This is a genomic window from Scopulibacillus daqui, assembly GCF_016908855.1.
GTDB classification, from domain to species: domain Bacteria; phylum Bacillota; class Bacilli; order Bacillales; family Sporolactobacillaceae; genus Scopulibacillus_A; species Scopulibacillus_A daqui.
This window is the reverse complement of record NZ_JAFBER010000009.1, coordinates 79,744-106,037: the sequence shown is the minus strand read 5'-3', so window position 1 is coordinate 106,037 and position 26,294 is coordinate 79,744. Positions and strand designations below refer to the sequence as shown.

Here is a 26,294-nt window from a genome sequence, read left to right as displayed (position 1 = left end):
TCGTTATGATCCTTAGCTGTTGTTGAAAGTTGCCCTTTCAATCACGCTTGGCTTTTGTTTAGTTTTCAAAGAACAATCGTTATTTTTAAGTCTTTGTCGTTTGACAGCGACTTTTTCATTATATCAAGTCGTTAACGTCTTGTCAACAACTTTTTTGTTGTTTTTTCGTCGTTTTCGTGAACATATATCGAATCGACAAGATATATAATACCATCGTAAATTCATTAAGTCAACATTTTTTTAATAAAAAAAGGCCGCTTCGCAGCCTTACGGAAGAATCGCATATTTAATAATAATGAGCGCGGCTAAACCAGGAACGCCTAAAAAACCGCTCACAAAAGTTGTAATGACATTGATTGGTATATGTATATTAAAGGATGTCCCAATTGTATTTAATAAAAAGAGCATTAACGCTCCAATCAGAACCTTAATAACGCCTTTCCCTAACCACCTCACTGGCTTAAGCGGCGCACCGACAAGCAGTAAAATAAGCACTAATCCAACAACTATTGAGACAGTGATAACTGGATCCAAGATCAGCCCCCCAGGTTTTTTATAAAATATATGGGAGGCTCGTCTTTTTTAGAACATGAACTTATAGCTTTTTATTAAAGGATAAATTGAGGTGGCGCACTTCTTTCAAAAGAAATAAATATTTTGCTTCTGAAAGTTTAAGTTGGTAAATAACTTCTTCTGAAGGCTCTATGCTTCCTTCTACAATTCTTTTTTGTCTTAACCAATCGTTCTTACACTTCGTTAAGGTGTTAAGTAATTGTTCATTAATTTCTCTTCTAAGTTTCTGTTTGCGTTTGAACATTTTATAACAACCCCTAACCTACAATTCCCTTCGTCCCTCTAAAGCTTTAGACAAGGTTACTTCATCTGCATATTCAAGATCGCCGCCAACCGGAAGTCCGTGAGCGATACGCGTTGCTTTAATACCAATCGGCTTAACGAGACGAGAGATATACATCGCTGTGGCTTCACCTTCTATTGTCGGGTTGGTCGCTAAAATAATTTCTTTTACTCGTTCATCTTCCAAACGTTGAATCAACTCCGTCACTTTAATATCTTCAGGCCCAATGCCGTCAACCGGGGATATCGAACCGTGAAGGACGTGATATAGTCCATTGTAATCCTTCATCTTCTCAATAGCTATAACGTCTTTCGGTTCTTGAACAACACAAATCGTTGAAGGATCACGGGAAGAATCATCACATATATAACAAGGATCCCGGTCGCTGATATTTTGGCAAGCAGAGCAATACACCAGCTTCCGTTTAACATTTACAAGCGACTTTCCAAACTCCAAGACGTCGTCTTCTTTCATATCTATAACGAAAAAAGCCAGTCGAACCGCAGTTTTCGGTCCTATTCCTGGCAATTTCATAAAACTATCTATAAGCTTGGCTATAGGTTCTGGGTAGTGCATGCCCAAGGCCTCCTAAAACATTCCAGGGATATTCAAACCTTTTGTAAACTGGCCCAATCGTTTGTTCGTTAATTCATCAACTTTAGCGAGAGCATCGTTAATTGCAGCCAAAACAAGGTCTTGAAGCATTTCAATATCATCAGGATCCACTGCTTCTTCCTTAATATTTACTTCCACAACTTCTTTATGGCCGTTGGCCTTAACGACAACTACACCGCCGCCGGCAGTTCCTTCGACAATCTCTTCTTTAAGTTCTTCTTGAGCCTTTGCCATTTGTTTTTGCATTTTTTGCATTTGCTTCATCATGTTATTCATATTTCCTCTCATCATTTCCTTTTTCCTCCTTAAAAAATCAATCTCTAATTTCTAATAAATCTGACCCGACAAGCTTTTCTGCTTCAGCGATCAGCGGATCATCATCCTCGGCTGGGTCAGATTCTTTCTGAACATTGGCTTTGTTCTCTTGTATATAGGTTTCCTTAAGCTTTTCCCATTGCCTGAAAGGAATAGGAAACATCTTGCGTTTTTCGCCAATCACTTCTTGCATGATTTGCTCTACCATTTGCAGAATATTGCTTTTATTATCCAATACCATTTGGCAATGAAAATCGTATTTGAAAGCCTGGAGGAAACCGTTATTTGAACTAGCCACCGGTTTGCTTTCCAAAAGCCAAGCATGAGCCGCTACATTTTTTGTTCGAATGCGATCCATTATATCAGGCCATGAGCTACGCAACCGTTTCAGATCTTCCTTTGTTGCTTCTGATAAAACCTTCTTCATATCGCCTAATGGAAGGGAAAGATCTTTTTGTTTGACAGCACGCTGCTTTTGGGGGCGGTTCTCTTTCGTCTCCTTCGCAGCCAACGGCTCTTTTGGCATATTTTCCAGCTTATTTTCCAACTCCGCTAATCGATTCTGCAATTCTTGGATCTGAGCGCTGCCGCCCGTTAAATGCTCATGCGAGGGACTATGACAAAGCTTAACAACAGCCATTTCAATAAACACGCGCGGATGATTCGTCCATTTCATTTCCGTTTGCGCCTCATTTAATTGCTGAATGACTTTGTAAAGCCGATCAACGCTAATTTGATCAGCATGCTGCTTAAATGTTTCATTGATATCAGGACGCATAAACAGCTCTTCCAGTCCGGGAGATGTTTGATAAAGCAATAAGTCGCGATAATAATAAATCAAATCCTCGACAAATTTTACGGGGTCTTTTCCTCTATCTATTAATTCATTAATTTTTTGGATAGCGCCTGCTGCATCTTGCTGTTCAATTGCAGATACACAATCGGAAACAAATTCTTGGGACACCATGCCCGTCACTTCTAATACATCGTCTACGGTAATTTTGTCTTCGCTGTATGCTGCAACTTGATCAAGAATGCTCAAAGCATCCCGCATGCCGCCCTCGCATGCTTTAGCAATTAAAGCCAAAGCATCTTCTTCTGCATGAATATGCTGATTTTGAACAATGTATTGAAGCCTTTGGATAATAGATGAAAGAGGAATTCGCTTAAAATCAAACCTTTGACACCGCGAAACGATAGTTAAAGGAATTTTATGCGGTTCAGTTGTCGCTAATATAAAAATCACATGTTTCGGCGGTTCTTCTAACGTCTTTAATAATGCATTAAAAGCGCCTGTCGATAACATATGCACTTCATCAATAATATAGACTTTATAACGGACAGAACTTGGCGCATATTTTACTTTGTCTCGAATTTCCCTTATTTCATCAACACCATTGTTAGAAGCCGCATCAATTTCAATAACATCCGATATACTGCCATCGGTAATTCCCCGGCAGGCTTCACATTCATTACAAGGTTCGGAAACAGGAGCGCGTTCACAGTTAATGGCTTTAGCAATAATTTTTGCGGCGCTGGTCTTTCCAGTGCCCCGCGGACCGCTAAAAAGATACGCATGGGAAAACTTTTCTTTGACTAAGGCATTTTGCAGCGTTTTCGTGATGTGTTCTTGCCCAGCCATATCATGAAATGTCTGCGGCCGCCATACTCTATATAACGCTTGATAACCCATGTGCTCCCTCCTGTTCCAAGATATATTTTTTCGCTTTCCATTTGGGTGTAAACCGTTGCCATAGATGATAACCCTATTTTCTTTATACTTTCAAATTGTTATTGTACAAGGAGAAAGCAAAAGAATAATTAAGGCTATCAAAAACGGCAACCGAGTTTTCTTTATTATACCTTATAATAAAATGAATTCCAAAAAGAAAAAGAGACTGTCGATTGAATGATCAACAGTCTCTGAGTCATTATGTATTTAACGCCGTGCACCTTCCGTCGACTATGGTTTCATAAGCGCTTCTTAAGCAGTTAGCTCGATTCAGGCGACCCTGCGGCACACGAAAGGTCTCACTTACTGCTGCTTCCTTCCGGACCTGACAGGGTTCATGAGTTTCCGTTGCGCAGGACCCGAATGTCAACACCACTTACTTAAGGCTGCCTTACAAAGCCAAAGCCTCTGGAAGGGATTCAGCCTCGCTACAGCGGATTGCGAGTGCAGGGCACCGCTACCTCCCCGCCTAGCACGGCAAAGTTTATAACAAATTTAGCTACGCTGTTTGATCAGCGTATATAACAGTATATATGTTTTTCTAAAGAATAGCAATAGCAATTAATGGAAAATGGCGGAGGCGAGAGGATTTGAACCCCCGCGGCGCGTGAACGCCCTAACTGATTTCGAGTCAGTCCCCTTCAGCCAGACTTGGGTACGCCTCCGAATTCCGACAGTGTTAAATATACCACATTTTTGTCTTTATATCAACATAACGAAGGCTTAGCCGCGGCGCTTCTCCCGGAGCTTCTTAAAAAACGATGTTAAGATATGGGCGCATGAATCTTCTAATACACCAGAAATAACTTCTGCTCTATGGTTGAACCGTTGATCTTCAACTAAATTCATCAGTGTGCCGGCACAGCCTGCTTTCGGATCATACGCTCCAAAGATAACGGCATCAAGCCGCGATTGGATAATTGCTCCGGCACACATCGGACAAGGCTCAAGCGTAACGTACAACTGACAGCCTGTTAACCGCCAAGTTCCAAGCTTCCTGCTCGCTTCCCTTATCGCTAAACATTCGGCATGTGCCATCGGCTCTTGAGTCGTCTCTCTTAAATTATGGGCGGCCGCAATCACCTCGTTATCTTTTACAATGACAGCACCAATAGGTACTTCGCCTATTTCCTCTGCTTTTTTCGCTTCCTCTATCGCCTTTTTCATGTAATATTCATGTTTTTCCATTTTTTTGGACCTCATCTTCTAAGGTTGTTCAAAAAATCAGGGTCTTTTTGAAGCAGCCATATGTCTCTCACTTCATTTAAAAAAAAGCCAATGCAGATGTCAAGCAGCATTAACGGTTTTTCTCGATCTCTTTAAAAACAAGAGCCGCCCAAATTTTCCACGGGAACAATCTTTTAATAATAAGCATCAGACGGCTATTTTTCCCAATGATATAACGAAATTTTGGTTTTCTTACAGTGACAGCATGGGTCAGCACTTTAACAACTATCCCGGGATCAGCCATTCCCGGAGCATTATTCATAAAACGGCTCAGCAAACGCTCCTTTAGGGCTTGATAATAACCGGATTGCGGATGATTATTTTTTAAAAATGATAGACTCTTCTCCCAAATTTTCGTTGCAAAGGAGCCGGGTTCAATGAGAATGACATCTATCCCAAAAGGTTTAACCTCAAAAAATAAGCTTTCACTAAAGCCTTCAACAGCGTGCTTGGATGCCGTATATGCTGATAGACCCGGAAAGCCTGCCAAACCGCTGATACTGCTGACATTAATAATCCGTCCTTGTTTTGATCGGCGGATTAACGGGAGGAAAGCTTGCGTCATTTGAATCACACCAAAGACATTCGTCTCGAATTGTTTTCGATAGTCACCAACAGACAGACATTCGGCGAAATCAGGAACAGCTATGCCCGCATTATTGATCAGCACATCCAGATATCCAAACTGATTTTCTACTATTTCTGCCGCTTGGGCAATATCCGATTCCTTTGTTACATCTAATAATAAATATTCTATGTTATTTTCAACACCTTCAGCAGCTGCCTTTTCTTGCAGTTCTCCTTTTTTACTTAAATCGCGAATGCCAGCCAGCACATAAAAACCCTGTTTGGCTAAGGCTATTGATGTAAGCAGACCAAAACCGCTCGACGCCCCTGTGACTAGGACAACAGGACAACGCATACCTTCCCACCCCGTTTATACTGTTATGTACACCTATTGTAACTTATCTAAAGCACAAAGTTCACAAGGCTACGCCCTGTGAACTTTGGATTTTGCAGAATGATTTTTTAAAACTAACGGATAGAACACAATCCCCAAAACGATAAGCCCCATGCCAAATAGAAACGTTTTTAAATCAGCAGTGCCCGCCTTAATGATCCATAAGGAATAGGCAGCCGCAATGAAGCCGATGATACCGTCTATCCAGCGTTTTTTTCTGCTTAATTGATAATTTTCCCCTTTAATCACTATCTTTAATAAATATAACGATGCAATAATATAAGGTATGAGATAGGCTAATGTCGCTACATAAACAACAAAGTCAAAGGCCCCGGATATTGATTGGGAGATAGTTGAAAATATAAACAACTGGCACATCATCACAGTAATTATGAGCGATGTTACGGGCGTTTTTGATTCATTTTCCTTCATAAAGCTTTTTAAAAACAAACCTTGCTTTGCCGATTGATAAGGAACCTCAGCCGTAAGCAATACCCAGCCTATCGTTGACCCCAGCAAACTGATTAATGCAAGAGCCGCAAGAACGTATCCCCCGGCATCTCCAATAACAGCCGAAAGTGCATCAACAAGAGGCTTTGATGAATGAATAAGCTGATCTTGGCTTAACGTTCCCATCACAAGCATTGTAATGCCGATATAAATCGCCAGTGCAATTAACAAACCGAAAACGGTAGCCTTCTTAATATCTTGACTGCTTTTAGCACGCGATGAGAAAACAACCGCAGACTCAACACCTATAAAAGCCCATAATGTTGTAAGGGCTGCTTGGTGGACTTGTGCGAACAAGCCGACAGATTCGCCGTTACGGCCCGCTTTATCAGCAATAAAAGGAATCATGTTGCTGGATTGAAAAGCAAACAATGTCACAATAATAAATAGGATAAAGCCAAGCACTTTAGCGGCAGTTGCTGCAAAGTTTACTTTTCCAGCCTCTTCAACACCTTTGAGAACAAGAAAGTAAATGCCCCAAAGCATAATAGAACAGACAAGAAAATTTAAAAAGTGTCCGGCCGTGACTGTCATCCCGCCGATTTGAAATAGCGGATAAGCACTATTCATAATTGGAAAAAATGTAGACAAATAACCGGTAAAGGTGGTAATAACAGCGATAATCCCCGCTACATTGGCGACCCAATAACCCCATGATACTAGATAACCGCATAATCTAGATGCCTGACTGCCTTCGGGGAAAAGCTTTTTGGCATAAATTTGCGGACCTCCGATAACATCAGGCTTTCTAACAGATAAAATCCCGTATACGAAAGCGATAAACAGCACCCCAAGGCCTGTGAGCAACCAAGCAAACAAAACTCCGCCGGGGCTAGCCGCTTCAGCCAAAGACCTTGGCAGCATAAATATACCAGATCCAACCATATTTCCAACAACTAAAGCTGTCAAAACCCATACATTTAATTTGTGATTAGCCATCATTATTGTCTCCTCTTCCAAAGATGTCCCAATCGGCTATTAATCTATATAATCTTTCATTATGTTAATTTATTATTGTATTAGTGAATTAAAGTATACAGGTATTTTCCCGTTAAATCAATAACAAATTATAGATAAAAAAAGCCAAGGCGGTACTAAAGTGTACCCTTTGTAAAGGACATTTTAGTACTGCACCCCGGCTTTTTTATATTTCTTCTTTTTCATTTGATATCCCAAGTACGCTAATGCATTTAAAAAATAAGCTAATCACAATGCCAATGACTGCAGCAAGCCCCATGCCTTTTAACGTTACAGGCCCAAAGTTTACAGCGGCTCCGCTGATGCCAATAACGAGAATAACAGCTGTCAAAATGATATTCTGCGGTTTGGCATAATCTACTTTTGACTCCACAAGGATTCGGAGACCGGAAACCGCTATAACTCCAAATAACATGATTGATATCCCGCCCATAACAGGTTGCGGAATAGAAGAGATCAATGCGGAAAGCTTGCCAATAACAGATAAAATCATCGCCATGACAGCTGCGCCGCCTATGATCCAAGTAGAATAGACTCTTGTAATGGCCAGAACGCCAATATTCTCTCCATATGTTGTATTTGGCGTAGACCCAAAAAAGCCGGAAATAATCGTTGAAACACCGTTTCCAAACAATGAACGGTCAAGACCTGGTTCTTTCACTAAATCCCTTTCAACAATATTTCCTGTCACGATTAAATGCCCGATATGTTCCGGTATAACAACCAAAGCTGCGGGTGCAATAATCAGTATGCTGGACAAGTCAAATGTTGGTGCATAAAAATGCGGAAGAGCAAACCAAGGCGCTTTTTCCACAGTTGAGAAATCAACCATCCCCATGAAAGCAGCAATGATATATCCAGAAATAATCCCTATTAAAATAGGAATAATTTTGAAAAATCCGCGAAAAACAATCCACCCTATCATTGTAATAAGCAAAGTGAAGATAGATACTGTTAATACTTTAGGATCCTGCGTCCATCCAGCGCCTGCACCATCCGGCTTAATAAGGCCGGCCATTTGTGCCGCATTTGGCGCCATTTCTAAACCGATAACAGAGACAATCGCCCCGATGGCAGCAGGAGGAAAAATAACATCTAACCAGCCTGTTCCAACAGCACGAATAATCAAAGAAACAATAACGAATATAATGCCTGAAACAATAAATCCGCCTAATACATTTCCATAACTGTGGTGTGCCAACACAACTAAAACAGGCGATATAAAAGCAAAACTGGACCCTAAATAAGCGGGAATTTGCCCCCGGCAAATAACAAGATAAATGATCGTGCCAAGGCCATTCATCAAAAGAATGGTAGACGGATCAATGTGAAACATCAGCGGTACGAGAACCGTCGACCCAAACATGGCAAAAAGATGCTGTAAACTCAGCGGAATACTTTTTAAAAGCGGCGGCTTTTCATCAACTTGTATGATTCGCTGTGTCAAAATAATCCTCCTTCTTCGTTTTATATAGTTCATCCTTTTATAGTATATAGGATTCTCTTCATTTCACAATCCAATGATTAGAATTTTGTTGCGAGGCCGCCTTCAGTTCTTCTTTAAATTATCCTCTTGCTGATATGCGAATAAAAAAAATGAGCTGTCCTAAGACAGCTCATCGTTAATCTTTTGATAAAATCCCCATAAATTGAAGGATATAAATAAAAAGATTTACAAAGTCAAGATAAACAGAAACAACGATCATCGGGATATCCTTCTCAGTAAATCCATAAAGCGTCAATCGGCTGAAATCATAAAGGGTATAGCCGACAAAAACCAAAATGCCAAAGAGTGAAACAACCATGGCTGTTGAACTTGAGAACGGGATGAAAATACTTAAAAGTCCCATACCGATTAAAACAAGAATCGATACAAATAAGAAATTGCCCAAAAATGTAAAATCACGTTTGGATACCATGGCGAAAATAGCTGTCCCGCCAAAGGCAAAGGCGGAGATGCCAACAGCACGGAGAACAGCATCCGCACCTAATACACTGACATAATGAGCAATAACAGGATAAAGCGTAAGCCCCGAAACAAGCATAAAGGCAAACATCATCCCGTAGCCGACTGCTTTTCGCCTTCTTACAATAACCATTGCAATAATCAAGAGAATTTCGCAAATGATTAATGGCAGCCTCAAAGCCGGAGGAACATACTGCCCAGCGTACAAACCGGCTGCTGCAACTAACAAACCTGCAAAAAACGCGGCAAATAACTTTGCGTACGGCCGATGTTCAACATGACTCGTTGAAGATAGCATTAGACAATCACCCCTTCTTCTGAAATAAATAACTTGTCAATATATACGTATCAACAAAGCTTAGGTTTCATTCATTATAAAATTTTTCATTTATGATTTCAAAAAAAGACATCGTTTGTTTAGACAGCGGCAGCCTAATAGTATCATCAGCTTCAGCAGGATATTGGCCATGCCATTTAATGCGTCAACAATCCTCAATATTTATAGCAGAAGCATTGACTTAGAAAAGGTTTTTAAAGCAACGGGATCTCAAAAAAATTTCCCTCTCATTAGAAATTGATTAAACCATTGTCTGCCTTCTTCTTTACCCGGGAAATATCAGCTTTTCGTTTTTTAGGTCAAACATTCGCCGCCGCACACATCTTTAGGACAGTTGTATTAATGGAATCAATATGTTAACCGTTAAATCTCTATGTAAGTATTGTTACACGTGAAACATAAAAAAGGCGGCTATCAGACGCCGCCTTTTCGCTATCTTGGGAAAGCCATGTGCCCTTAATAAAGGGATTTTTTTCTTGTCAAAAACGTATCAACGATATGCGCGGTCAAAACTTTCTGTGTTTCACCGTTTACTTGGTGATAAGCATGCTTTGGATTTGCTCTTGGTGATTGAAACGGATTTTCATACTTTTGGAAAATTAAGCCCAAATCGCTTTTTTTACCCAAGATATTCACCCCTAATTATAAGTTAGTCGTCATGGCCGTTTCTCAATTGATTCGATAAAAACATTCGTTCATAAGGATGATCTCTAGTTTTCCCATCAGCACGTTTAGATGAAAATTCTGCTTTTGCCCTTGGCAAAATGGAATTTTCATTTTGAACACTATATTGTTTTTCATCGCGATCGACCATGCTTCATACCACCTTTCATTAGGGTACTTTTAGTATGTGTTACTCTAACGATTGAGTATGACGTTAATATTTTACATCTGATAAAAACATGATAAGATCATCACATAAGAGAAAAAGGATGGATAGGTATGAATGAACTTTTTTCTAAATTAGCGGAAAGATTATTAGAAAAAAATGACAAATTAACTTATGATGAAGCCTGGACATTCGTGGAAATACTATGGGAAGACTTTGAAGTAACAAGGGCTAAAGCCGGGCATTCCTATGTAGATAAAGCTGTAACAGAAAAAATTATTAGACAATGGATTGATTTTTATGGCCCTAAATTTCACGACGTCATTGCCAATCACCCTAAATTCAAAAAGTTAATAAAAGAAAAGGACTTTAGTTAAATGATTAAAAGGGTGCCAATTTTTTTATCGGCACCCTTTCTTTATTATCCTAAGTTAATCCAAACGCTTTTAACTTCCATATAGTTATTTAATGCATAAGATCCCATTTCTCTGCCAAGTCCGGATTCTTTATATCCGCCGAATGGAGAAGCTGCATCAAATGCATTGTAACAGTTAACCCAAACGGTCCCAGCTTTTAATTTATTAGCTACGTAATGAGCTGTTTTAACATTTTCAGTCCAGAGTCCTGCTGCCAAACCGTAATTACTATTATTTGCCCGTTCAATGACCTCATCAAGATCTTCGAAAGGCATCGCTGTAACAACCGGACCGAATATTTCTTCCTTGGCAATCGTCATTTCGTCATTGACATCTGCAAAAACGGTTGGTTCAACAAAATAACCCTTATCAGAATATGTACCGCCTGTCAGCAGTTCTGCCCCTTCGTTCTTCCCTTTATTAATATAGTCAACGACACGGTTTTGCTGTTCTTTTGAAACAAGCGGCCCCATTTCTGTCTCTGGATTAAGACCTTCTCCTTGCTTAACGGTTTTCGAGTGAGTCACAAGATCTGCAACAACATTATCGAAGGCCTTCTTCTGAACAAATAACCGCGAACCTGCGCAGCAGACTTGACCCTGGTTAAACATAATTCCTGAGAAAGCGCCTGGAATAGCCCTTGACATATCTGCATCAGGCAAAATAATGTTCGGAGACTTTCCGCCGAGTTCAAGTGTCACGCGCTTCAGTGTATTTGATGCTTCCGCCATAATGCCTTTGCCTACGGCAGTCGAACCCGTAAAGGCTACCTTATTAACTTTAGGATGTTTAACTAATGCCGCACCAGCCGTTTCACCATATCCAGGCACGACATTAATGACGCCCTTAGGGAATCCGGCTTCTTCCGCTAATTGAGCTAAGTATAAGGCTGAAAGCGGTGTTTGTTCCGCTGGCTTTAATACAACCGTACAGCCTGTAGCAAGCGCTGCTCCAAGTTTCCAAGCGGCCATAAGCAGAGGGAAATTCCATGGAATAATTTGGCCCACGACACCAACTGGTTCATGCCGCGTATAGTTGAAAAACTTACCTGAAACAGGAATCGTTTGACCGACAATCTTAGTGGACCATCCGGCATAATAACGAAAATGTTCTATAGCAAGAGGAACGTCTCCGTGCGTCGTTTCTCTGATTGGTTTACCGTTATCAAGAGTATCAAGTTGGGCAAGTTCTTCTTTGTGCTCTTCCATTAGATCAGCTAACTTGTAAATTAATCGGCTTCTGGAAGCAGCGCTCATCTTTGACCATTTGCCTTCATCGAAAGCCTTTCTTGCCGCTTCGACAGCAAGGTTAATATCCTCAGCATCCGCTTCGCTGACAACAGCCAGCACTTCACCAGTTGCGGGATTTAGTGTTTCAAATGTTTTTCCTGATTGTGCTTCCACCCATTCACCGTTAATATACAGCTTCTTTGTTCCTTTTAAAAAGCTTGCTAACCTTTCGCTGATATTCAGTGTGTTTTGTTCCATATCGTCCATGCCCTCCTCAAAAATTTAATACATAACATACTTCTTTTTCTATGTATAAAAAACCTTCATTATTATCAATATTTTTTAATTATAATTGTGAAAAACTATAAAAAACAGTTGAAGTGCAGTTCGAAAAGCCCGATCCTGCTTTTGGATCGGGCTTCTTTACATATATCTTTTGGGATAAAAATGAAATCGTACATTATCTATGTATGGCGGCCCCGGAGAGATTCGAACTCCCGACGCATGGTTTAGGAAACCAACGCTCTATCCCCTGAGCTACGGGGCCCTCTTTTTAAAATGACATAACATATTATACTAAATTTCTTTGCATTTGAAAAGTCCTTAGAAAGAAAGCGCATGGTATGGACAATATAAAAAGCAGCCCTTACCAGGACTGCCAGCACATTGGATTTAGGTAAAATAATTAAGCTTTTACAACGTTAGCTGCTTGTGGGCCGCGGTTGCCTTCAACGATATCAAAGCTCACTTCTTGGCCTTCTTCTAACGTTTTGAAGCCTTCACCTTCGATTGCAGAATAGTGAACGAATACGTCGTTTCCGCCTTCAACTTCGATGAAGCCGTATCCTTTTTCTGCATTAAACCATTTTACTTTACCGTTTTGCATCTGTAATGCCTCCCTAAAACCTTGCGCACTTGGCGCTTTTGAAATAAAAACCATTTAACCACTTACATAAGTATAGATTAAAAAAGTACCTCCGCTCTTGTGTAGGAAGTAAAAATTGCTACACTTCAACGAAGGTACTTCATTCTTACATCCAAACCTTATATATAAATAGTAAAATGGTTTATTCTAATTTACCACATTTCGTAACAACTGTCAAACACTTAAAAAAGTTTATACTTTTTAACCCTGCCATTACTTTAACAGGTTTTTTTATAATATAGCTTTGCCGCCCGAAAATTATGCATGATTTGCTGTAAAAAATTAAAAAAAGGCCATTCAACCAAAGCTGAATGACCTTAATTGATTTCATTATATTTGCATTAGGCATTACATATGGCGGAGGAGGAGGGATTCGAACCCCCGCGGGCCGTTAAGCCCCTGTCGGTTTTCAAGACCGATCCCTTCAGCCAGACTTGGGTACTCCTCCTTTATGACACATAGAATTATAATATATCTTTTCACTTAATACAAGCCCTTGTACAGTTTTACCTATAGATAAAGCGCAAGCCTTTGCCTGCGCTTTTTTGCCCTTTATTTCGCTTCAATTTTTTCAGCGTTTCTCATGTAAGGTCTTAATACCTCTGGAATAATAACGCTGCCGTTAGCCTGCTGATAATTCTCTAAGATAGCTGCCACTGTCCGTCCGATTGCCAAACCAGATCCATTCAAAGTATGAACAAATTCCGGCTTTGATTTTGGATCACGGCGGAAGCGAATATTCGCACGGCGCGCTTGATAAGCTTCAAAATTACTGCAGGAGGAAATTTCCCGGTACGTATTATAGCTTGGAAGCCACACTTCTAAATCGTATTTTTTTGCAGCAGTGAAACCGAGATCACCGGTGCACATACTCATAACACGATATGGCAGTCCGAGAAGCTGAAGAACTTTTTCTGCGTGCCCTGTTAATTTTTCTAACTCATCATAAGAATCCTCGGGTTTTACAAAACGGACCAATTCAACTTTATTAAACTGATGCTGGCGAATAAGCCCCCTTGTATCCCTTCCGGCCGAACCTGCCTCAGAACGGAAGCAAGAGCTGTAGGCAACATACGCGTAAGGCAGCTCATTGCCATCTAATATTTCATCACGGTGAAAATTGGTTACAGGAACCTCCGCTGTTGGAACAAGAAAATAGTCTTCTTCGCGAATTTTAAATGCATCTTCTTCAAATTTAGGCAACTGTCCAGTACCCGTCATGCTTGTGCGGTTCACAAGATAAGGAGGCAGCATTTCAGTATAGCCATGCTCTTCCTGATGAAGGTCCATCATAAAATTGATAAGCGCTCTTTCTAACCTTGCACCAAGTCCTTTATAGAATACAAAACGGCTGCCGGTAACTTTTGCTGCTCTTTCAAAATCAAGTATGTCAAGTTCATGGGCCAAATCCCAGTGCGGTTTAGCTTCAAAGTCGAACTCTGGCACGCTGCCCCATTTTCTAATTTCTATATTGTCCTCTTCATCTTCACCCACCGGTACAGACTCATGAGGGAGGTTAGGAATAGACAGCATTAGTTTTTCCAGGTCTGCTTCAACAGTGCGAAGCTCCTCATCAAGGGATTTGATTTTATCGCTGACTTCGCGCATCTCCTTGATAATATTGTCAGCATCCTGTTTTTCACGTTTTTTCTTGGCTATTTCTTGAGATACTTCATTGCGCTTGGCTTTTAATGCTTCTGTTTCGCGAATCAGCTTCCGACGTTTTTCATCATATTCCTTAAACTTATCAAAGTCCGTTAAGTCTTCGCCGCGTTTATTCAGCTTTTCCTTAATCTCATCGTAATTTTCTCGTACAAATTTTAAATCAAGCATATCATCTAAAACCTCCTTCAAAAAATAAAAAAACTCCCGTACCCTTAATAAAAAGGGACGAGAGTTTCCCGCGTTGCCACCCTAGTTGTTAATGAAGGCATGGCTTCATTAACCGCTTAAACAGGTAACGGCCTGCTAACCGGAAATGCCTAAATGGAACAGCCACATCAGCATTTCAACTCAGGGACGGATTCACAACGCGCTTTGATCGGTTTGCACCAACCACCGATTCTCTATGCAAAGCGGCATTCGCTACTATTTCCCATCATCGCTGTTGCAAAAGATGATGTTTTTATTTATTTAATTTACATTATAGGCGAGAATTTTTCAAGTTATACTTAAAGATGATTCTAAAAGTTCTAGTCATCCTTCTATACAAGTTATACGAATACCCTTCCCTTGACCATCTCTACAAAGTGCTGGTGGAAACGGTTGTCATCGGTCAATTCAGGATGAAATGCAGCTGTTAAGAAATGGCCTTGTTGTGCCGCAACAATTTTATTATCGTATGTTGCAAGTACTTCTACTTCTTCGCCTACTTCTGTAATATAAGGCGCACGGATAAAAACGCCGGCAAAGTTATCGGCAACCCCTTTAATATGAAGTTCGGCTTCAAAGCTGTCCACCTGTCTGCCGAAGGCGTTGCGCTTAACATTGATGTCCATTAAACCAAGATGAGGCCCTTTTTGTCCATCAATTTTTTTAGCCATTAAAATCAAACCGGCACAAGTTCCAAAAACAGGCTTGTCCTTTGCAAAGTCTTTTATAGCTTCAAAAAGCTCGTACTTATCCATTAACCGCCTCATTGTTGTGCTCTCGCCGCCGGGAATCACAAGACCGTCTAGACCGTCCAGTTCATGAACCCTTTTAACGATTGAAATTTCTGTATCTGTTGCTTCAAGGGCCTTTGCATGTTCTCGAAACGCCCCTTGAAGGCCTAAGACGCCAATTTTTACTGTCATCATAACCCTTCCTTAGAAACTGCGTTCTTGCATGAGTTGTGAAGGTTCTAATGTAGACATTTCGATGCCTTTCATCGCCGTGCCCAAACCTTTAGACAACTCAGCAATTAATTTGTAGTCTTCATAATGTGTTGTTGCTTCGACAATGGATCTTGCAAATTTAGCAGGGTTTTCTGATTTGAAAATACCAGAGCCCACAAACACGCCGTCAGCGCCTAGCTGCATCATAAGGGCTGCATCGGCTGGCGTTGCGACACCGCCTGCTGCAAAATTAACGACTGGAAGACGGCCTTCTTTCTTGATTTGCAATAAAATTTCGTATGGAGCGCCAAGTTCTTTTGCTTCGGTCATTAACTCATCTTCAGACATGCCGACAACCTTGCGCACTTGTGCATTGACTAATCTTAAATGACGAACCGCTTCAACGATATTTCCTGTTCCAGGCTCGCCTTTCGTTCTTAGCATAGAAGCGCCTTCGCCGATACGGCGCGCTGCTTCCCCAAGATTGCGGCATCCGCAAACAAAAGGAACTGTATAATCGCTTTTATTTATATGAAACTGATCGTCAGCTGGTGTCAATACTTCACTTTCATCAATATAATCTACGCCCATAGCTTCAAGAACGCGCGCTTCGGTAATATGGCCTATTCTTGCCTTTGCCATGACTGGTATTGAAACCGCATTCATGACCTCTTCAACAATTGTCGGATCTGCCATGCGGGCAACGCCGCCTGCCGCACGAATATCCGCCGGAACGCGTTCTAACGCCATAACGGCCACAGCGCCTGCTTCTTCAGCTATTTTTGCTTGTTCTGCATTAACAACGTCCATAATGACGCCGCCCTTTTGCATTTCAGCCATGCCGCGTTTTACTCGATCTGTACCAGTTTGTGCCATATCTATTTCCTCCCCATTATTCAAATACAAATACCATTATGAATTGGCTGTATATTACTATATTACATGAAAATGCGCCTTAAGACTACCACTAAAAATAGTTTCTATAACCCTTTTACTGACATTCTAAATGTCTAATGCCATTTTTACCGTTTTAAGTTTATAATCATAAAATTGCTCTTCAAAAACATCCGTTTCTTTAAAACCTTTTGATTGATAAAAGGCCAGCCCTTTATGATTGTCCTTTTCAACATGAACAATGATCCGTTTTACAGATTTAAGCGACCGGATGCCTTTCTCAAGCAAGCGGCTGCCGGCTTTTTTTCGTTGGTGCTCAGGCAGCAGATAAATAGCTCCCAATTCCGACTCGCCTTTCCGATTAACAAACGAAAAGTTTGCAAAACCTGTCAGCTGGCCCTGGCAATCTGCAACAAGCATTAAAGAATGCTTTAATCGATGTTTCATCGTCTTCTCGGAATAAGCCTCTTTAAGAAAACGATCCTGGACAGTTATTGGTATGATGCCGTCATACGTATCATGCCAGCTTATATCAGCAATTTTCTGAATTTGATTAATATCATTATATTCAGCCTGTCTGATGATCATATTTCACTTCCTATTCTTATTTTTTCATTCATTTTACCACAAACTACCCTAAAAATGGGTGCAAAAAATCCCCTCTAACATCAATGTTAAAGGGGACATATATTTAAAAAAGGGCTTTTACGGCGTCAAATGCACTTACAAATGCGCCAGATATGAAATGGCCGACAGATCGCATTGACAGAACAAACCAATTTGCCTTATCGACCTGATCAGCAGTTACAACCGGCACTTTCTCCCCGGCATTGTAAATAAAGTCATTGCCATGCTGACCTTTATCAGACACCATTAAATAACCGACCTTCTCGCCTTTTTTAACAGGCGCTTTTAACTGGCCGTCTTGATTTAATTTAGATTTATCAAGGTGTACACTGACTTTATAATTTGCATTTTCACTGTTTTTTACCGCTAACTCTAAAGGTTTTCCCGCAACAATTTTAACTTCTTTATCTTTGCCTTTTGAAACTGGCAGCGTTTCATGTCCTTTTACCGCTTGGCCTTTTTTCAAAATCGTTTTTAGATTGAATTGATCAAATCCATAATCTAATAGTTTTTTAGTTTCAGTGAACCGTGCATCTTCTGAACCTGTACCCATGACAACAGATATGAGGCGATGGCCATTCCGTTCAGCTGTTCCGGTAAAACAATAACCTGCTAAATCTGTATGGCCCGTCTTTAAACCGTCCAAACCTGGATAAGCGTATTTTTTCATATTTTTCCCGAGACCCGGCAGCATCCAGTCCCAGTTTACCATTTGAATCGGTTTATCTACACCAGCAGTAAATTTCATTTGAGGGATGCTGGCAATCTTCAATATCTCTGGGTATTCCTGAACCAAATGATATGTTAACTTAGCCAGGTCGCGCGCTGTGATAAGATTGCTGCTGTTTGGTCCGCCATAGGCGCGATTTTTCTTTAAATCGACGTTATCAAGCCCTGAACTATTCACAAATTTAGTATGGTTCATGCCTAATTCTTTGGCCGTTTTGTTCATCAAATCTACAAATTTCTTTTCATCTCCGCCGCCGACTGCTTCAGCTAAGGCAACCGCAGCACCGTCAGCGGAATAAATAGCCATTGGATAATATAAGTCTTTAATCGTATATTGATAGTCTTTTCTTAGCGGAACATTAGAGAACTCTCTGTTCTGAGAGATTGAGTAAACTTTGTCGCTGATGTTAACCTTTGTATTCCAGTTGATCTTTCCGCTATGTATTTCTTTCAGCACAACGTATTCAGTCATTATTTTTGTCATACTTGCCGGCGGCAGCATGGCATCAGCATTTTTCGAATACAATATTTGACCTGTGTTTGCATCAACAAGGATAGCTGATTTTGCCTTAACATTAAGCGAATTGCCATTGCCTGATTCAGCTTGTACATGTTTAGGCCATTGACTGACAGTCGTTAATGCCAATAAGCAAATTAAACAGCTAATGGCTATTTGATGTAAACGTTTTTTGACATTCACCCCACACACCTCCAAAAAGTTCACACAACCGATATTTTAACATACTAAAGTCAAAAAAAGTAGCAGAGGGGACCCTCTGCCACAAAAAAGACACTAAAAGGTAATAAAAGTATGCTCAAAATGTCCAAGGATCCTCAACATTCTTTTGAACAATGACTTTAAGCCAACCTTTTAAAGCGAATAATTAGGTGCTTCTTTTGTAATCTGTATATCGTGCGGATGACTTTCAACTAATCCTGCGCCGGTAATACGTGTGAATTGGGCATTCTCGCGAAGTTCTTGAATGGTTGCAGTTCCACAATAGCCCATGCCTGCACGCAAGCCGCCGATTAATTGATGAATCGTATCACTGAGCTCCCCTTTATAAGGAACCCGGCCTTCTATGCCCTCCGGAACCAATTTCTTCTGATTTTCTTGGAAATAGCGGTCTTTGCTTCCTTTTTCCATTGCGCCGACTGATCCCATGCCGCGGTACACTTTAAATTGCCGTCCTTGATAAATTTCTTTCTCTCCAGGGCTTTCTTCTACACCAGCAAGCAAGCTTCCCAACATAACCGCATGTCCGCCGGCTGCAAGCGCCTTAACAACGTCACCAGAGAATTTAATGCCCCCGTCAGCAATAATCGCTTTTCCGTATTTATTGGCTTCTGTTGCACAATCATAAATGGCTGTCACTTGCGGTACACCGACACCGGCAACAACCCGTGTTGTACAAATCGATCCAGGTCCAATACCAACTTTAACGACATCAGCGCCTGCTTCAAACAAAGCGCGAGTGGCTTCAGCAGTTGCTACGTTCCCGGCAATAATATTGAGTTCAGGGTAAGCATGGCGAATTTCCTTTAACTTCTCAATAACGCCTTGGGAATGGCCATGCGCCGTATCAATAACAATAGCATCAACGCCCGCTTCAACAAGCTTTTCTACACGCGTCATAGCATCTTTCGTTACGCCGACAGCTGCAGCAACAAGCAGACGGCCTTGGTCATCCTTTGCAGAGTTAGGGAACTCAATCACTTTTTCGATGTCTTTGATGGTAATGAGGCCTTTCAGAATGCCTTGGTCATCGACAAGCGGCAACTTTTCAATTTTATATTTTTCAAGAATTTCTTCAGCTTCTTCCAGGGTTGTACCTACAGGAGCAGTAATGAGGTTTTCCTTTGTCATAACTTCTTCAATCTTTGTTGAATAATCATGAACAAATCGCAAATCACGGTTAGTAATAATACCGACTAAATGCTGTTCTTCATCTACGATGGGTACGCCGGAAATACGATATTTGCCCATTAAGTGTTCAGCATCATACACTTGGTTTTGAGGGGTTAAAAAGAATGGATTTGTTATAACGCCGCTTTCAGAGCGCTTCACGCGGTCGACTTGTTCAGCTTGCTCTTCGATGGACATATTCTTATGAATAACACCAAGCCCGCCTTGGCGCGCCATACCGATAGCCATTTCCGCCTCTGTCACCGTATCCATGCCAGCGCTGATAATCGGGATATTTAACTGAAGGGTCTCTGTTAACTTTGTTTTAACGGAGACATCTCTCGGCAGTACATTTGATTCAGCAGGGATTAATAACACGTCGTCAAAAGTTAACGATTCTTTTTTAAATTTGTTTTCCCACATTTATGTCACCTCATCCTCTGGCTATTATATTGGACCATGTCGAAAATTTTTATTAGTAGCTTATCAATTGGATATACTACTGTCAAGATAAGTAGCAGATGTTCAATTATTCTAAAAAATAGGAGAGCTATAAAATGAGTAATCTCTTTTCTATTTGGTCCAACTTTTATCCTTATTTATCCGTTCATTATAGCCAACACTATCTAAAATCCTGCTACGAAAAGCAACATTTGCCTGAACCGACTGCGAACAGCTACAAAAACGGCTATCCTTTTTGCTATTATCTTCAGCATGGAAAAATGTTTTATTTGCAGGCAGAACAAGCGCCTTACGAATTAAGACCGATATTATTATTTTACGGTATGGTGCAGCTGTTAAAAGCATGGCTGTTAACGGCGGATGTAGACTATCCCAAGCAAACAAGCGTCTTAGCGCACGGCGTTTCCTCGAGGAAAATTAAAAAATATGGTTATGCCTTTTTTGATGATGCTGTCAGAATCCAAAAAACAGGCCTATTTTCACATTTGGCTAAGCTCATGTTTCACATGAAACCTTTGGAAGGAAAAAAATATTGTATGGGACATTTATTAAAAAACATTCCGGAACTAAACGGACTATTTAAGCGCATGAAAAAAACAACCATTTGTTATCCGTTAATACCAATAGAAAATAACCAATATATGCTCCCCATCAACAGCCTTGATAAACTTCATATGACGGAGGAAAAACTTAGCCAGCAATTAAAGCAATATGATATTCCTTTCCAATGTCTTTCGGAAAAAGGCTTTTTTATTTTAAATTTTAAAGAAGGTTTAACTCCGATTTCCGCCGGACCGTTCCAATACAGCCTAAGCGGTGAATACATGATGCCTAATCGGAAAGAAAAAGCCGATTTGCCGGAAATTCTGATTCACTACCTCATTTTATATAACCTGAGTATGATCAGCCGTTATGAGACAGAATGGTGGTACGATCTTCACTATCAGAAAGCGTCTCCGGATCTAACTTTTATCCATGCATTTTTGGATGTGACAGCAAATAAAATCCCTTTTTATATTTGCAAATATCTTGAAGAAATAATTTAAAGAGCTTTTATACTTTCAAAGAAAAACTTAAAATGTGTGCAAGCCTGGCATATTAAAAAAGGAATCAAGCCTCGCTTGATTCCCTTAACCATCTATATTTTCTTGATCCTTATTATTTTCATCACTGTCTATTTCAATATCATCATCATTATTTTGAATCCTGGCGACAGTGGCAACCTCGTCGCCTTCACTGATTCTAATCAGTTTAACGCCCATTGTATTTCGGCCTAACCGCGAGATACCCGATACTGCTGTCCGAATAATAATGCCGCTGGTTGTGATAATCATAAGGTCTTCGTCTTCTTTGACTGTGCGGAGAGCAACCATTTGACCGTTCTTTTCGGTAATATTGCATGTCTTAATACCTTTTCCGCCTCTTGTTTGGATGCGGTATTCATTAACCGGCGTCCGCTTGCCGTATCCCTTTTCGGTCACAATCAGAATTTCTTCGTCTTCTTCAATAGAACTCATGCCAACGACTTCATCATCTTCGGATAAGGTAATGCCTTTAACGCCTGTTGCTGTACGCCCCATTGAACGTACATCATCTTCTTTAAATCGGATGGCAAGGCCTTTTTTCGTTCCCACGATAATTTCTTTTTCGCCGTTTGTAAGGCGAGCAGCAATCAATTCGTCTTCATCACGCAAATTAATAGCGAATAGACCGCCCTTGCGAATATTGGAGAATGCCGAAAGCCTTGAGCGCTTAGTAATGCCGTGTTTGGTCATAAAGATTAAAAAGTTATCTTCGGTAAATGCCTCGATAGGGAAAGCCGCAGTAATATATTCATCCTTCTCAATTTGAATTAAATTAATGACAGGAATCCCTTTTGCTGTCCGGCCAAGTTCAGGCACTTCATAACCTTTTAAGCGATATACTTTACCCTTATTGGTAAAGAATAATATATAGTGGTGAGTGTTAGTCGGGAATAAATGTTCAACAAAATCATCTTCATTGGTTCCCATGCCTTGAATGCCTCGGCCGCCGCGATTTTGGCTTTTATACGTGTCCAGCGGCATCCGTTTAATATAGCCATGGTGAGTGATTGTGATAACTACATTCTCTTTTGGAATGAGGTCTTCATCTTCAATCATATCAAAGCCGACAGTAATTTCCGTCCGGCGCTCATCGTTATACTTATCTTTGATCTCTAATAATTCTTTGCGGATTATCTCAAGAACCTTTTCTTCATCAGCCAAGATAGCCTTTAATTCGGCAATTTTAGCAACGAGATCTTGATATTCGCCTTCAATTTTATCGCGTTCTAATCCGGTCAAGCGCTGCAGACGCATATCTAAAATGGCTTGGGCCTGCTCATAAGTCAGGTCAAAGTTTTTCATCAAGCCTTCTCTGGCGATATCAGTCGTCCGTGAACTTCTGATCAGATTAATCACTTCATCAAGGTGATCGAGCGCTACTCTTAATCCTTCCAAAATATGAGCGCGTGCTTCCGCTTTATTTAATTCGTATTGAGTTCTTCTTGTAATAACCACTTTTTGATGGTCAAGATAATGGCTTAAGCATTCCTTTAAATTTAAGACTTTAGGCCTGCCGTTGACAAGCGCTAACAGGTTAATGCCAAAAGTGGTTTGCAAGGCTGTATGTTTATATAAATTATTAAGCAAAACATTAGCATTGGCATCACGGCGAACCTCAATGACGATTCTCATGCCGTTTCGGTCAGACTCATCACGAAGGTCAGTGATGCCGTCGATTTTTTTGTCGCGGACAAGCTCAGCAATGCGTTCAATCAGCTTCGCCTTATTTACCTGATACGGCAATTCACTGACAATAATGGTCTGTTTGCCGTTATTATTCTCCTCAATATCAACCTTGGCTCTTAGTATAATAGAGCCGCGTCCTCTATGATAGGCTTTTCTTATTCCTTCCCTGCCCAAAATAAGGCCGGCTGTCGGGAAGTCAGGCCCCGGAATATACTCCATTAATTCTGAAATGCTTATATCAGGGTTTTTGCTTAATGCCAGAATTCCATCAATGACTTCACCAAGTTGATGCGGAGGAATGTTGGTTGCCATTCCAACAGCAATGCCAGATGCACCATTAACAAGAAGGTTTGGGAAACGTGCTGGCAAAACAATTGGCTCTTGTTCTGAGCCGTCATAGTTATCTTGAAAATCAATAGTATCTTTCTTAATATCCCGTACCATTTCCATGGAAATTTTCGACATGCGAGCTTCTGTATAACGCATCGCAGCTGCCGAATCACCGTCAATGGAGCCGAAGTTGCCATGGCCGTCTACTAACTCATAACGGTAACTAAAATCCTGAGCCATGCGCACCATCGTTTCATAAACAGCTGAATCGCCATGAGGATGGTACTTACCTATGACTTCTCCAACAATCCTTGCAGACTTTTTAAAAGCCTTATCACTCGTCATGCCTAATTCGTTCATTGCATATAAAATACGCCGGTGTACAGGCTTTAACCCGTCACGGACATCCGGCAGGGCGCGGCTGACGATAACGCTCATGGCGTAATCCATGAAAGATGTCCGCATTTCATGGCTTATATTTACCGGTTTTATTCTTAATTGATCATGCTCTTCTGTCATCCCAAAGTCCTCCTAACTAAACCCCCGTTCAAACATATCCCAGACTAAATATCTAAATTCTTAACATAATGGGCATTCTCCTGGATGAATTGCCTCCTCGGTTCAACTTGGTCGCCCATCAGCACTTCAAACACTTCGTCAGCTTCCATTGCATCTTCTAAACTCACCTGTAAAACTGTCCGATTTTCTGGGTCCATCGTTGTTTCCCAAAGCTGTGCAGGGTTCATTTCCCCTAAACCTTTATAGCGCTGAATGGAAGGCTTCGGATTATCCGGCAGCTCTGATAATAATTTCTCCAGCTCCCGATCATTGTAAGTGTATTCAACACGCTTGCCCTGCTGAATTTTGTACAATGGAGGCTGCGCAATATAAACATAACCTTTCTCCAATACCGGCCGCATATAACGGTAAAAGAAAGTCAAAAGCAGTGTTCTAATGTGCGCGCCGTCAACATCGGCATCTGTCATAATAATGATTTTGTGGTAGCGGGCTTTCGTAATATCAAAATCTTCGCCGACGCCTGTGCCAAGAGCCGTTATAATCGTGCGTATCTCGTTATTTGCCAGTATTTTGTCTAATCTTGCCTTTTCAACATTTATAATTTTACCGCGCAAAGGCAAAATAGCTTGGAAGTGGCGATCTCTTCCTTGTTTTGCCGAGCCGCCTGCAGAGTCGCCCTCAACAATATATAATTCAGATATTGAAGCGTCTTTTGAAGAACAATCAGCTAATTTGCCGGGCAATGAAGAGACTTCCAAAGCGCTTTTTCGCCTTGTAAGTTCGCGAGCTCTTTTAGCAGCGGCACGGGCTCTTGAAGCCATCATGCCTTTTTCAACTATCTTCTTTGCCGTATCAGGGTTCTCATAGAGAAACCTGGAAAACTGCTCAGCAAATATTGACTCAGTAATCGTTCTTACCTCAGAATTGCCAAGCTTTGTTTTTGTCTGTCCTTCAAACTGAGGATCAGGGTGCTTGACGGAAATGATCGCTGTTAGCCCTTCGCGGACGTCCTCACCCGTTAAATTCGGGTCGCTTTCTTTAAATAATTGATTTTTCTTCGCATAATCATTGATCACTCTTGTTAAGGCTGTCCTAAAGCCAATTTCATGCGTTCCTCCGTCATGGGTATGAATATTGTTTGCGAAGCTGTACAGCTGGCTTGTAAAACCATCGTTATATTGAAGAGCAATTTCTACGCTGATGCCGTCTTTTTCTCCCTCAACATAGATAGGCTCTTCTTGCAGTACGCTTTTGCTCCGGTTCAAATATTCGACATATGACTTTATGCCGCCTTCGTAATGATATTCAACCTTTTTGCCCTCTTCTTCTCTTTTATCTTCAACGATTATTTTAATACCGCGGTTTAAAAAGGCGAGTTCCCGGACATGATTGGCAAGTATATCGAAATCAAATGTTGTTGTTTCAGTGAAAATTTCAGGGTCAGGAATAAAATGAGTTGTCGTACCCGTTTTGTCTGTATCTCCAATAATCTTTAAATCCGCTTCAGGAACGCCGCGATGATATTTTTGATAATAGACATGGCCATCGCGGGAGACCTTTACCCATAATTCGCTTGATAAAGCATTAACAACTGAAGCACCTACGCCGTGAAGTCCCCCCGAGACTTTATAGCCGCCGCCGCCGAATTTACCGCCTGCATGAAGTACAGTTAAGATAACCTCAACCGCAGGCCGGCCCATCTTTTCATGAATGCCGACCGGAATGCCGCGTCCGTTGTCAGAGACAGTGATGCCGCCGTCCTTTTCAATAGTCAGCACAATAGTGTCGCAGTAGCCGGCAAGAGCTTCGTCAATACTATTATCAACAATCTCCCAAACTAAATGGTGAAGCCCTTTGGCGTCTGTTGAGCCAATATACATACCCGGACGTTTCCTTACAGCCTCAAGCCCCTCTAATACCTGTATTTGACTCTCATCATAAGTTTGTTGATTTGTATCTTTTTCTGTCATTAAATCCTCACCTAACCTTTATAGGTTGTTCAAAAGTATGGAATGCACTTTTGAACACATCACTTAAATAGCTCCTGGCATTTTTAGAAGACGTTCAATAATGAACACGGACTTTCAGGAAGGATTTATCGTTAGTTGCGACCGTCGTTTCAATGTTGCCGGGGAAAAAGGAGAGAGGTAAACGGTATGGTCAGTGAAAACAACCGATTTAGCTAATTGATCGCTGACATTGTTAACTTTTTTATCCTTCTTTAGGTTTTCTAATAACCTAAGATTGCTTTGATCTTCTTTCATACGTTCATAATCGAAAATAGCAACAACTTCACTGGTCCGTACAATTGTGTCTTCGCCTAAATGGATAAACAATGTCATCA

25 protein-coding genes, 3 tRNA genes, 1 other RNA gene and 1 other annotated feature are annotated in these 26,294 nt (G+C 40.9%); of the genes, 2 read left to right on the top strand and 27 right to left on the bottom strand.

Annotated elements, in window-relative coordinates:
• Positions 1-267: 267 nt before the first annotated feature.
• From JOD45_RS08675 to sspK, 14 genes are all read right to left on the bottom strand, one after another.
• A complete protein-coding gene (locus tag JOD45_RS08675) occupies positions 268-534 on the bottom strand; it encodes a pro-sigmaK processing inhibitor BofA family protein (protein ID WP_205003489.1) in 267 nt (88 codons plus the stop codon).
• A 61-nt stretch (positions 535-595) separates the two neighbouring features.
• Positions 596-817, bottom strand: coding sequence for a YaaL family protein (locus JOD45_RS08670; protein ID WP_205003488.1), 222 nt, complete (start codon positions 815-817; stop codon positions 596-598).
• Positions 818-835: 18 nt separating this feature from the next.
• The gene (recR, locus tag JOD45_RS08665; RefSeq protein ID WP_205003487.1) at positions 836-1,432 is read right to left on the bottom strand and encodes a recombination mediator RecR; all 597 of its coding nucleotides are present in this window, start codon (positions 1,430-1,432) and stop codon (positions 836-838) included.
• 12 nt (positions 1,433-1,444) lie between these two features.
• Positions 1,445-1,762: a YbaB/EbfC family nucleoid-associated protein gene (locus JOD45_RS08660; RefSeq protein WP_380896956.1), complete on the bottom strand. Its 318-nt coding sequence runs from the start codon at positions 1,760-1,762 to the stop codon at positions 1,445-1,447.
• A gap of 22 nt (positions 1,763-1,784) precedes the next feature.
• The gene (gene dnaX, locus JOD45_RS08655) at positions 1,785-3,479 is read right to left on the bottom strand and encodes a DNA polymerase III subunit gamma/tau (RefSeq protein WP_205003486.1); all 1,695 of its coding nucleotides are present in this window, start codon (positions 3,477-3,479) and stop codon (positions 1,785-1,787) included.
• A 252-nt stretch (positions 3,480-3,731) separates the two neighbouring features.
• Positions 3,732-3,996: signal recognition particle sRNA large type (gene ffs / locus JOD45_RS08650), an RNA gene on the bottom strand.
• Between the two features lie 94 nt (positions 3,997-4,090).
• Positions 4,091-4,183, bottom strand: a tRNA-Ser gene (locus JOD45_RS08645).
• Between the two features lie 58 nt (positions 4,184-4,241).
• Positions 4,242-4,706, bottom strand: coding sequence for a tRNA adenosine(34) deaminase TadA (tadA, locus tag JOD45_RS08640; protein WP_205003485.1), 465 nt, complete (start codon positions 4,704-4,706; stop codon positions 4,242-4,244).
• 109 nt (positions 4,707-4,815) lie between these two features.
• On the bottom strand, positions 4,816-5,667 hold the full coding sequence (locus JOD45_RS08635; RefSeq protein ID WP_205003484.1) for an SDR family oxidoreductase: 852 nt from the start codon (positions 5,665-5,667) through the stop codon (positions 4,816-4,818).
• 69 nt (positions 5,668-5,736) lie between these two features.
• Entirely contained in the window at positions 5,737-7,155 is a 1,419-nt protein-coding gene (locus JOD45_RS08630; RefSeq protein WP_205003483.1) for an amino acid permease, read from the bottom strand.
• A 205-nt stretch (positions 7,156-7,360) separates the two neighbouring features.
• Complete coding sequence (gene uraA / locus JOD45_RS08625) at positions 7,361-8,641, bottom strand: uracil permease (protein WP_205003482.1); 1,281 nt, start codon at positions 8,639-8,641, stop codon at positions 7,361-7,363.
• 175 nt (positions 8,642-8,816) lie between these two features.
• Positions 8,817-9,458 carry a Bax inhibitor-1/YccA family protein gene (locus JOD45_RS08620; RefSeq protein ID WP_205003481.1) on the bottom strand — a complete coding sequence of 214 codons (642 nt, stop codon included), beginning with the start codon at positions 9,456-9,458 and terminating at the stop codon, positions 8,817-8,819.
• Positions 9,459-9,953: 495 nt separating this feature from the next.
• Positions 9,954-10,124, bottom strand: a complete 171-nt coding sequence (locus tag JOD45_RS08615; protein WP_239549167.1) for a YpzG family protein — start codon at positions 10,122-10,124, stop codon at positions 9,954-9,956.
• Positions 10,125-10,146: 22 nt separating this feature from the next.
• Positions 10,147-10,311, bottom strand: coding sequence for a small acid-soluble spore protein K (sspK, locus tag JOD45_RS08610; protein ID WP_205003480.1), 165 nt, complete (start codon positions 10,309-10,311; stop codon positions 10,147-10,149).
• 128 nt (positions 10,312-10,439) lie between these two features.
• Here sspK and JOD45_RS08605 point away from each other — a divergent pair, with 128 nt between their 5' ends.
• Entirely contained in the window at positions 10,440-10,703 is a 264-nt protein-coding gene (locus tag JOD45_RS08605; RefSeq protein WP_205003479.1) for a YfhJ family protein, read from the top strand.
• 44 nt (positions 10,704-10,747) lie between these two features.
• Here JOD45_RS08605 and JOD45_RS08600 read toward each other — a convergent pair whose 3' ends face one another.
• From JOD45_RS08600 to guaB, 10 genes are all read right to left on the bottom strand, one after another.
• A complete protein-coding gene (locus tag JOD45_RS08600; RefSeq protein ID WP_205003478.1) occupies positions 10,748-12,229 on the bottom strand; it encodes an aldehyde dehydrogenase family protein in 1,482 nt (493 codons plus the stop codon).
• Positions 12,230-12,442: 213 nt separating this feature from the next.
• A tRNA-Arg gene (locus JOD45_RS08595) sits at positions 12,443-12,518 on the bottom strand.
• A gap of 138 nt (positions 12,519-12,656) precedes the next feature.
• Complete coding sequence (cspD, locus tag JOD45_RS08590; RefSeq protein WP_205003477.1) at positions 12,657-12,857, bottom strand: cold-shock protein CspD; 201 nt, start codon at positions 12,855-12,857, stop codon at positions 12,657-12,659.
• Positions 12,858-13,251: 394 nt separating this feature from the next.
• Positions 13,252-13,344, bottom strand: a tRNA-Ser gene (locus JOD45_RS08585).
• 104 nt (positions 13,345-13,448) lie between these two features.
• Positions 13,449-14,729, bottom strand: a complete 1,281-nt coding sequence (serS, locus tag JOD45_RS08580; RefSeq protein ID WP_205003499.1) for a serine--tRNA ligase — start codon at positions 14,727-14,729, stop codon at positions 13,449-13,451.
• Between the two features lie 50 nt (positions 14,730-14,779).
• Positions 14,780-15,007, bottom strand: a binding site (T-box leader).
• Between the two features lie 102 nt (positions 15,008-15,109).
• Complete coding sequence (pdxT, locus tag JOD45_RS08575) at positions 15,110-15,691, bottom strand: pyridoxal 5'-phosphate synthase glutaminase subunit PdxT (protein ID WP_275583939.1); 582 nt, start codon at positions 15,689-15,691, stop codon at positions 15,110-15,112.
• Between the two features lie 12 nt (positions 15,692-15,703).
• Positions 15,704-16,588 carry a pyridoxal 5'-phosphate synthase lyase subunit PdxS gene (pdxS, locus tag JOD45_RS08570; RefSeq protein ID WP_205003475.1) on the bottom strand — a complete coding sequence of 295 codons (885 nt, stop codon included), beginning with the start codon at positions 16,586-16,588 and terminating at the stop codon, positions 15,704-15,706.
• 126 nt (positions 16,589-16,714) lie between these two features.
• Positions 16,715-17,194 carry a GNAT family N-acetyltransferase gene (locus JOD45_RS08565; RefSeq protein ID WP_205003474.1) on the bottom strand — a complete coding sequence of 160 codons (480 nt, stop codon included), beginning with the start codon at positions 17,192-17,194 and terminating at the stop codon, positions 16,715-16,717.
• Between the two features lie 103 nt (positions 17,195-17,297).
• Entirely contained in the window at positions 17,298-18,662 is a 1,365-nt protein-coding gene (locus JOD45_RS08560; protein WP_205003473.1) for a serine hydrolase, read from the bottom strand.
• A gap of 171 nt (positions 18,663-18,833) precedes the next feature.
• Positions 18,834-20,291, bottom strand: a complete 1,458-nt coding sequence (gene guaB, locus JOD45_RS08555; protein WP_205003472.1) for an IMP dehydrogenase — start codon at positions 20,289-20,291, stop codon at positions 18,834-18,836.
• 134 nt (positions 20,292-20,425) lie between these two features.
• Between guaB and JOD45_RS08550 the strand changes: the two genes are divergently transcribed.
• Positions 20,426-21,376 (top strand): YaaC family protein, encoded by a 951-nt coding sequence (locus JOD45_RS08550; protein ID WP_205003471.1) that lies wholly within the window; start codon positions 20,426-20,428, stop codon positions 21,374-21,376.
• Between the two features lie 84 nt (positions 21,377-21,460).
• On the opposite strand, the gene gyrA is transcribed toward JOD45_RS08550, so the two are convergent.
• From gyrA to remB, 3 genes are all read right to left on the bottom strand, one after another.
• Positions 21,461-23,950: a DNA gyrase subunit A gene (gyrA, locus tag JOD45_RS08545; protein ID WP_205003470.1), complete on the bottom strand. Its 2,490-nt coding sequence runs from the start codon at positions 23,948-23,950 to the stop codon at positions 21,461-21,463.
• A gap of 44 nt (positions 23,951-23,994) precedes the next feature.
• Positions 23,995-25,920, bottom strand: a complete 1,926-nt coding sequence (gene gyrB / locus JOD45_RS08540; protein ID WP_205003469.1) for a DNA topoisomerase (ATP-hydrolyzing) subunit B — start codon at positions 25,918-25,920, stop codon at positions 23,995-23,997.
• 114 nt (positions 25,921-26,034) lie between these two features.
• Positions 26,035-26,286, bottom strand: a complete 252-nt coding sequence (gene remB / locus JOD45_RS08535) for an extracellular matrix regulator RemB (protein WP_205003468.1) — start codon at positions 26,284-26,286, stop codon at positions 26,035-26,037.
• Positions 26,287-26,294 lie beyond the last annotated feature (8 nt).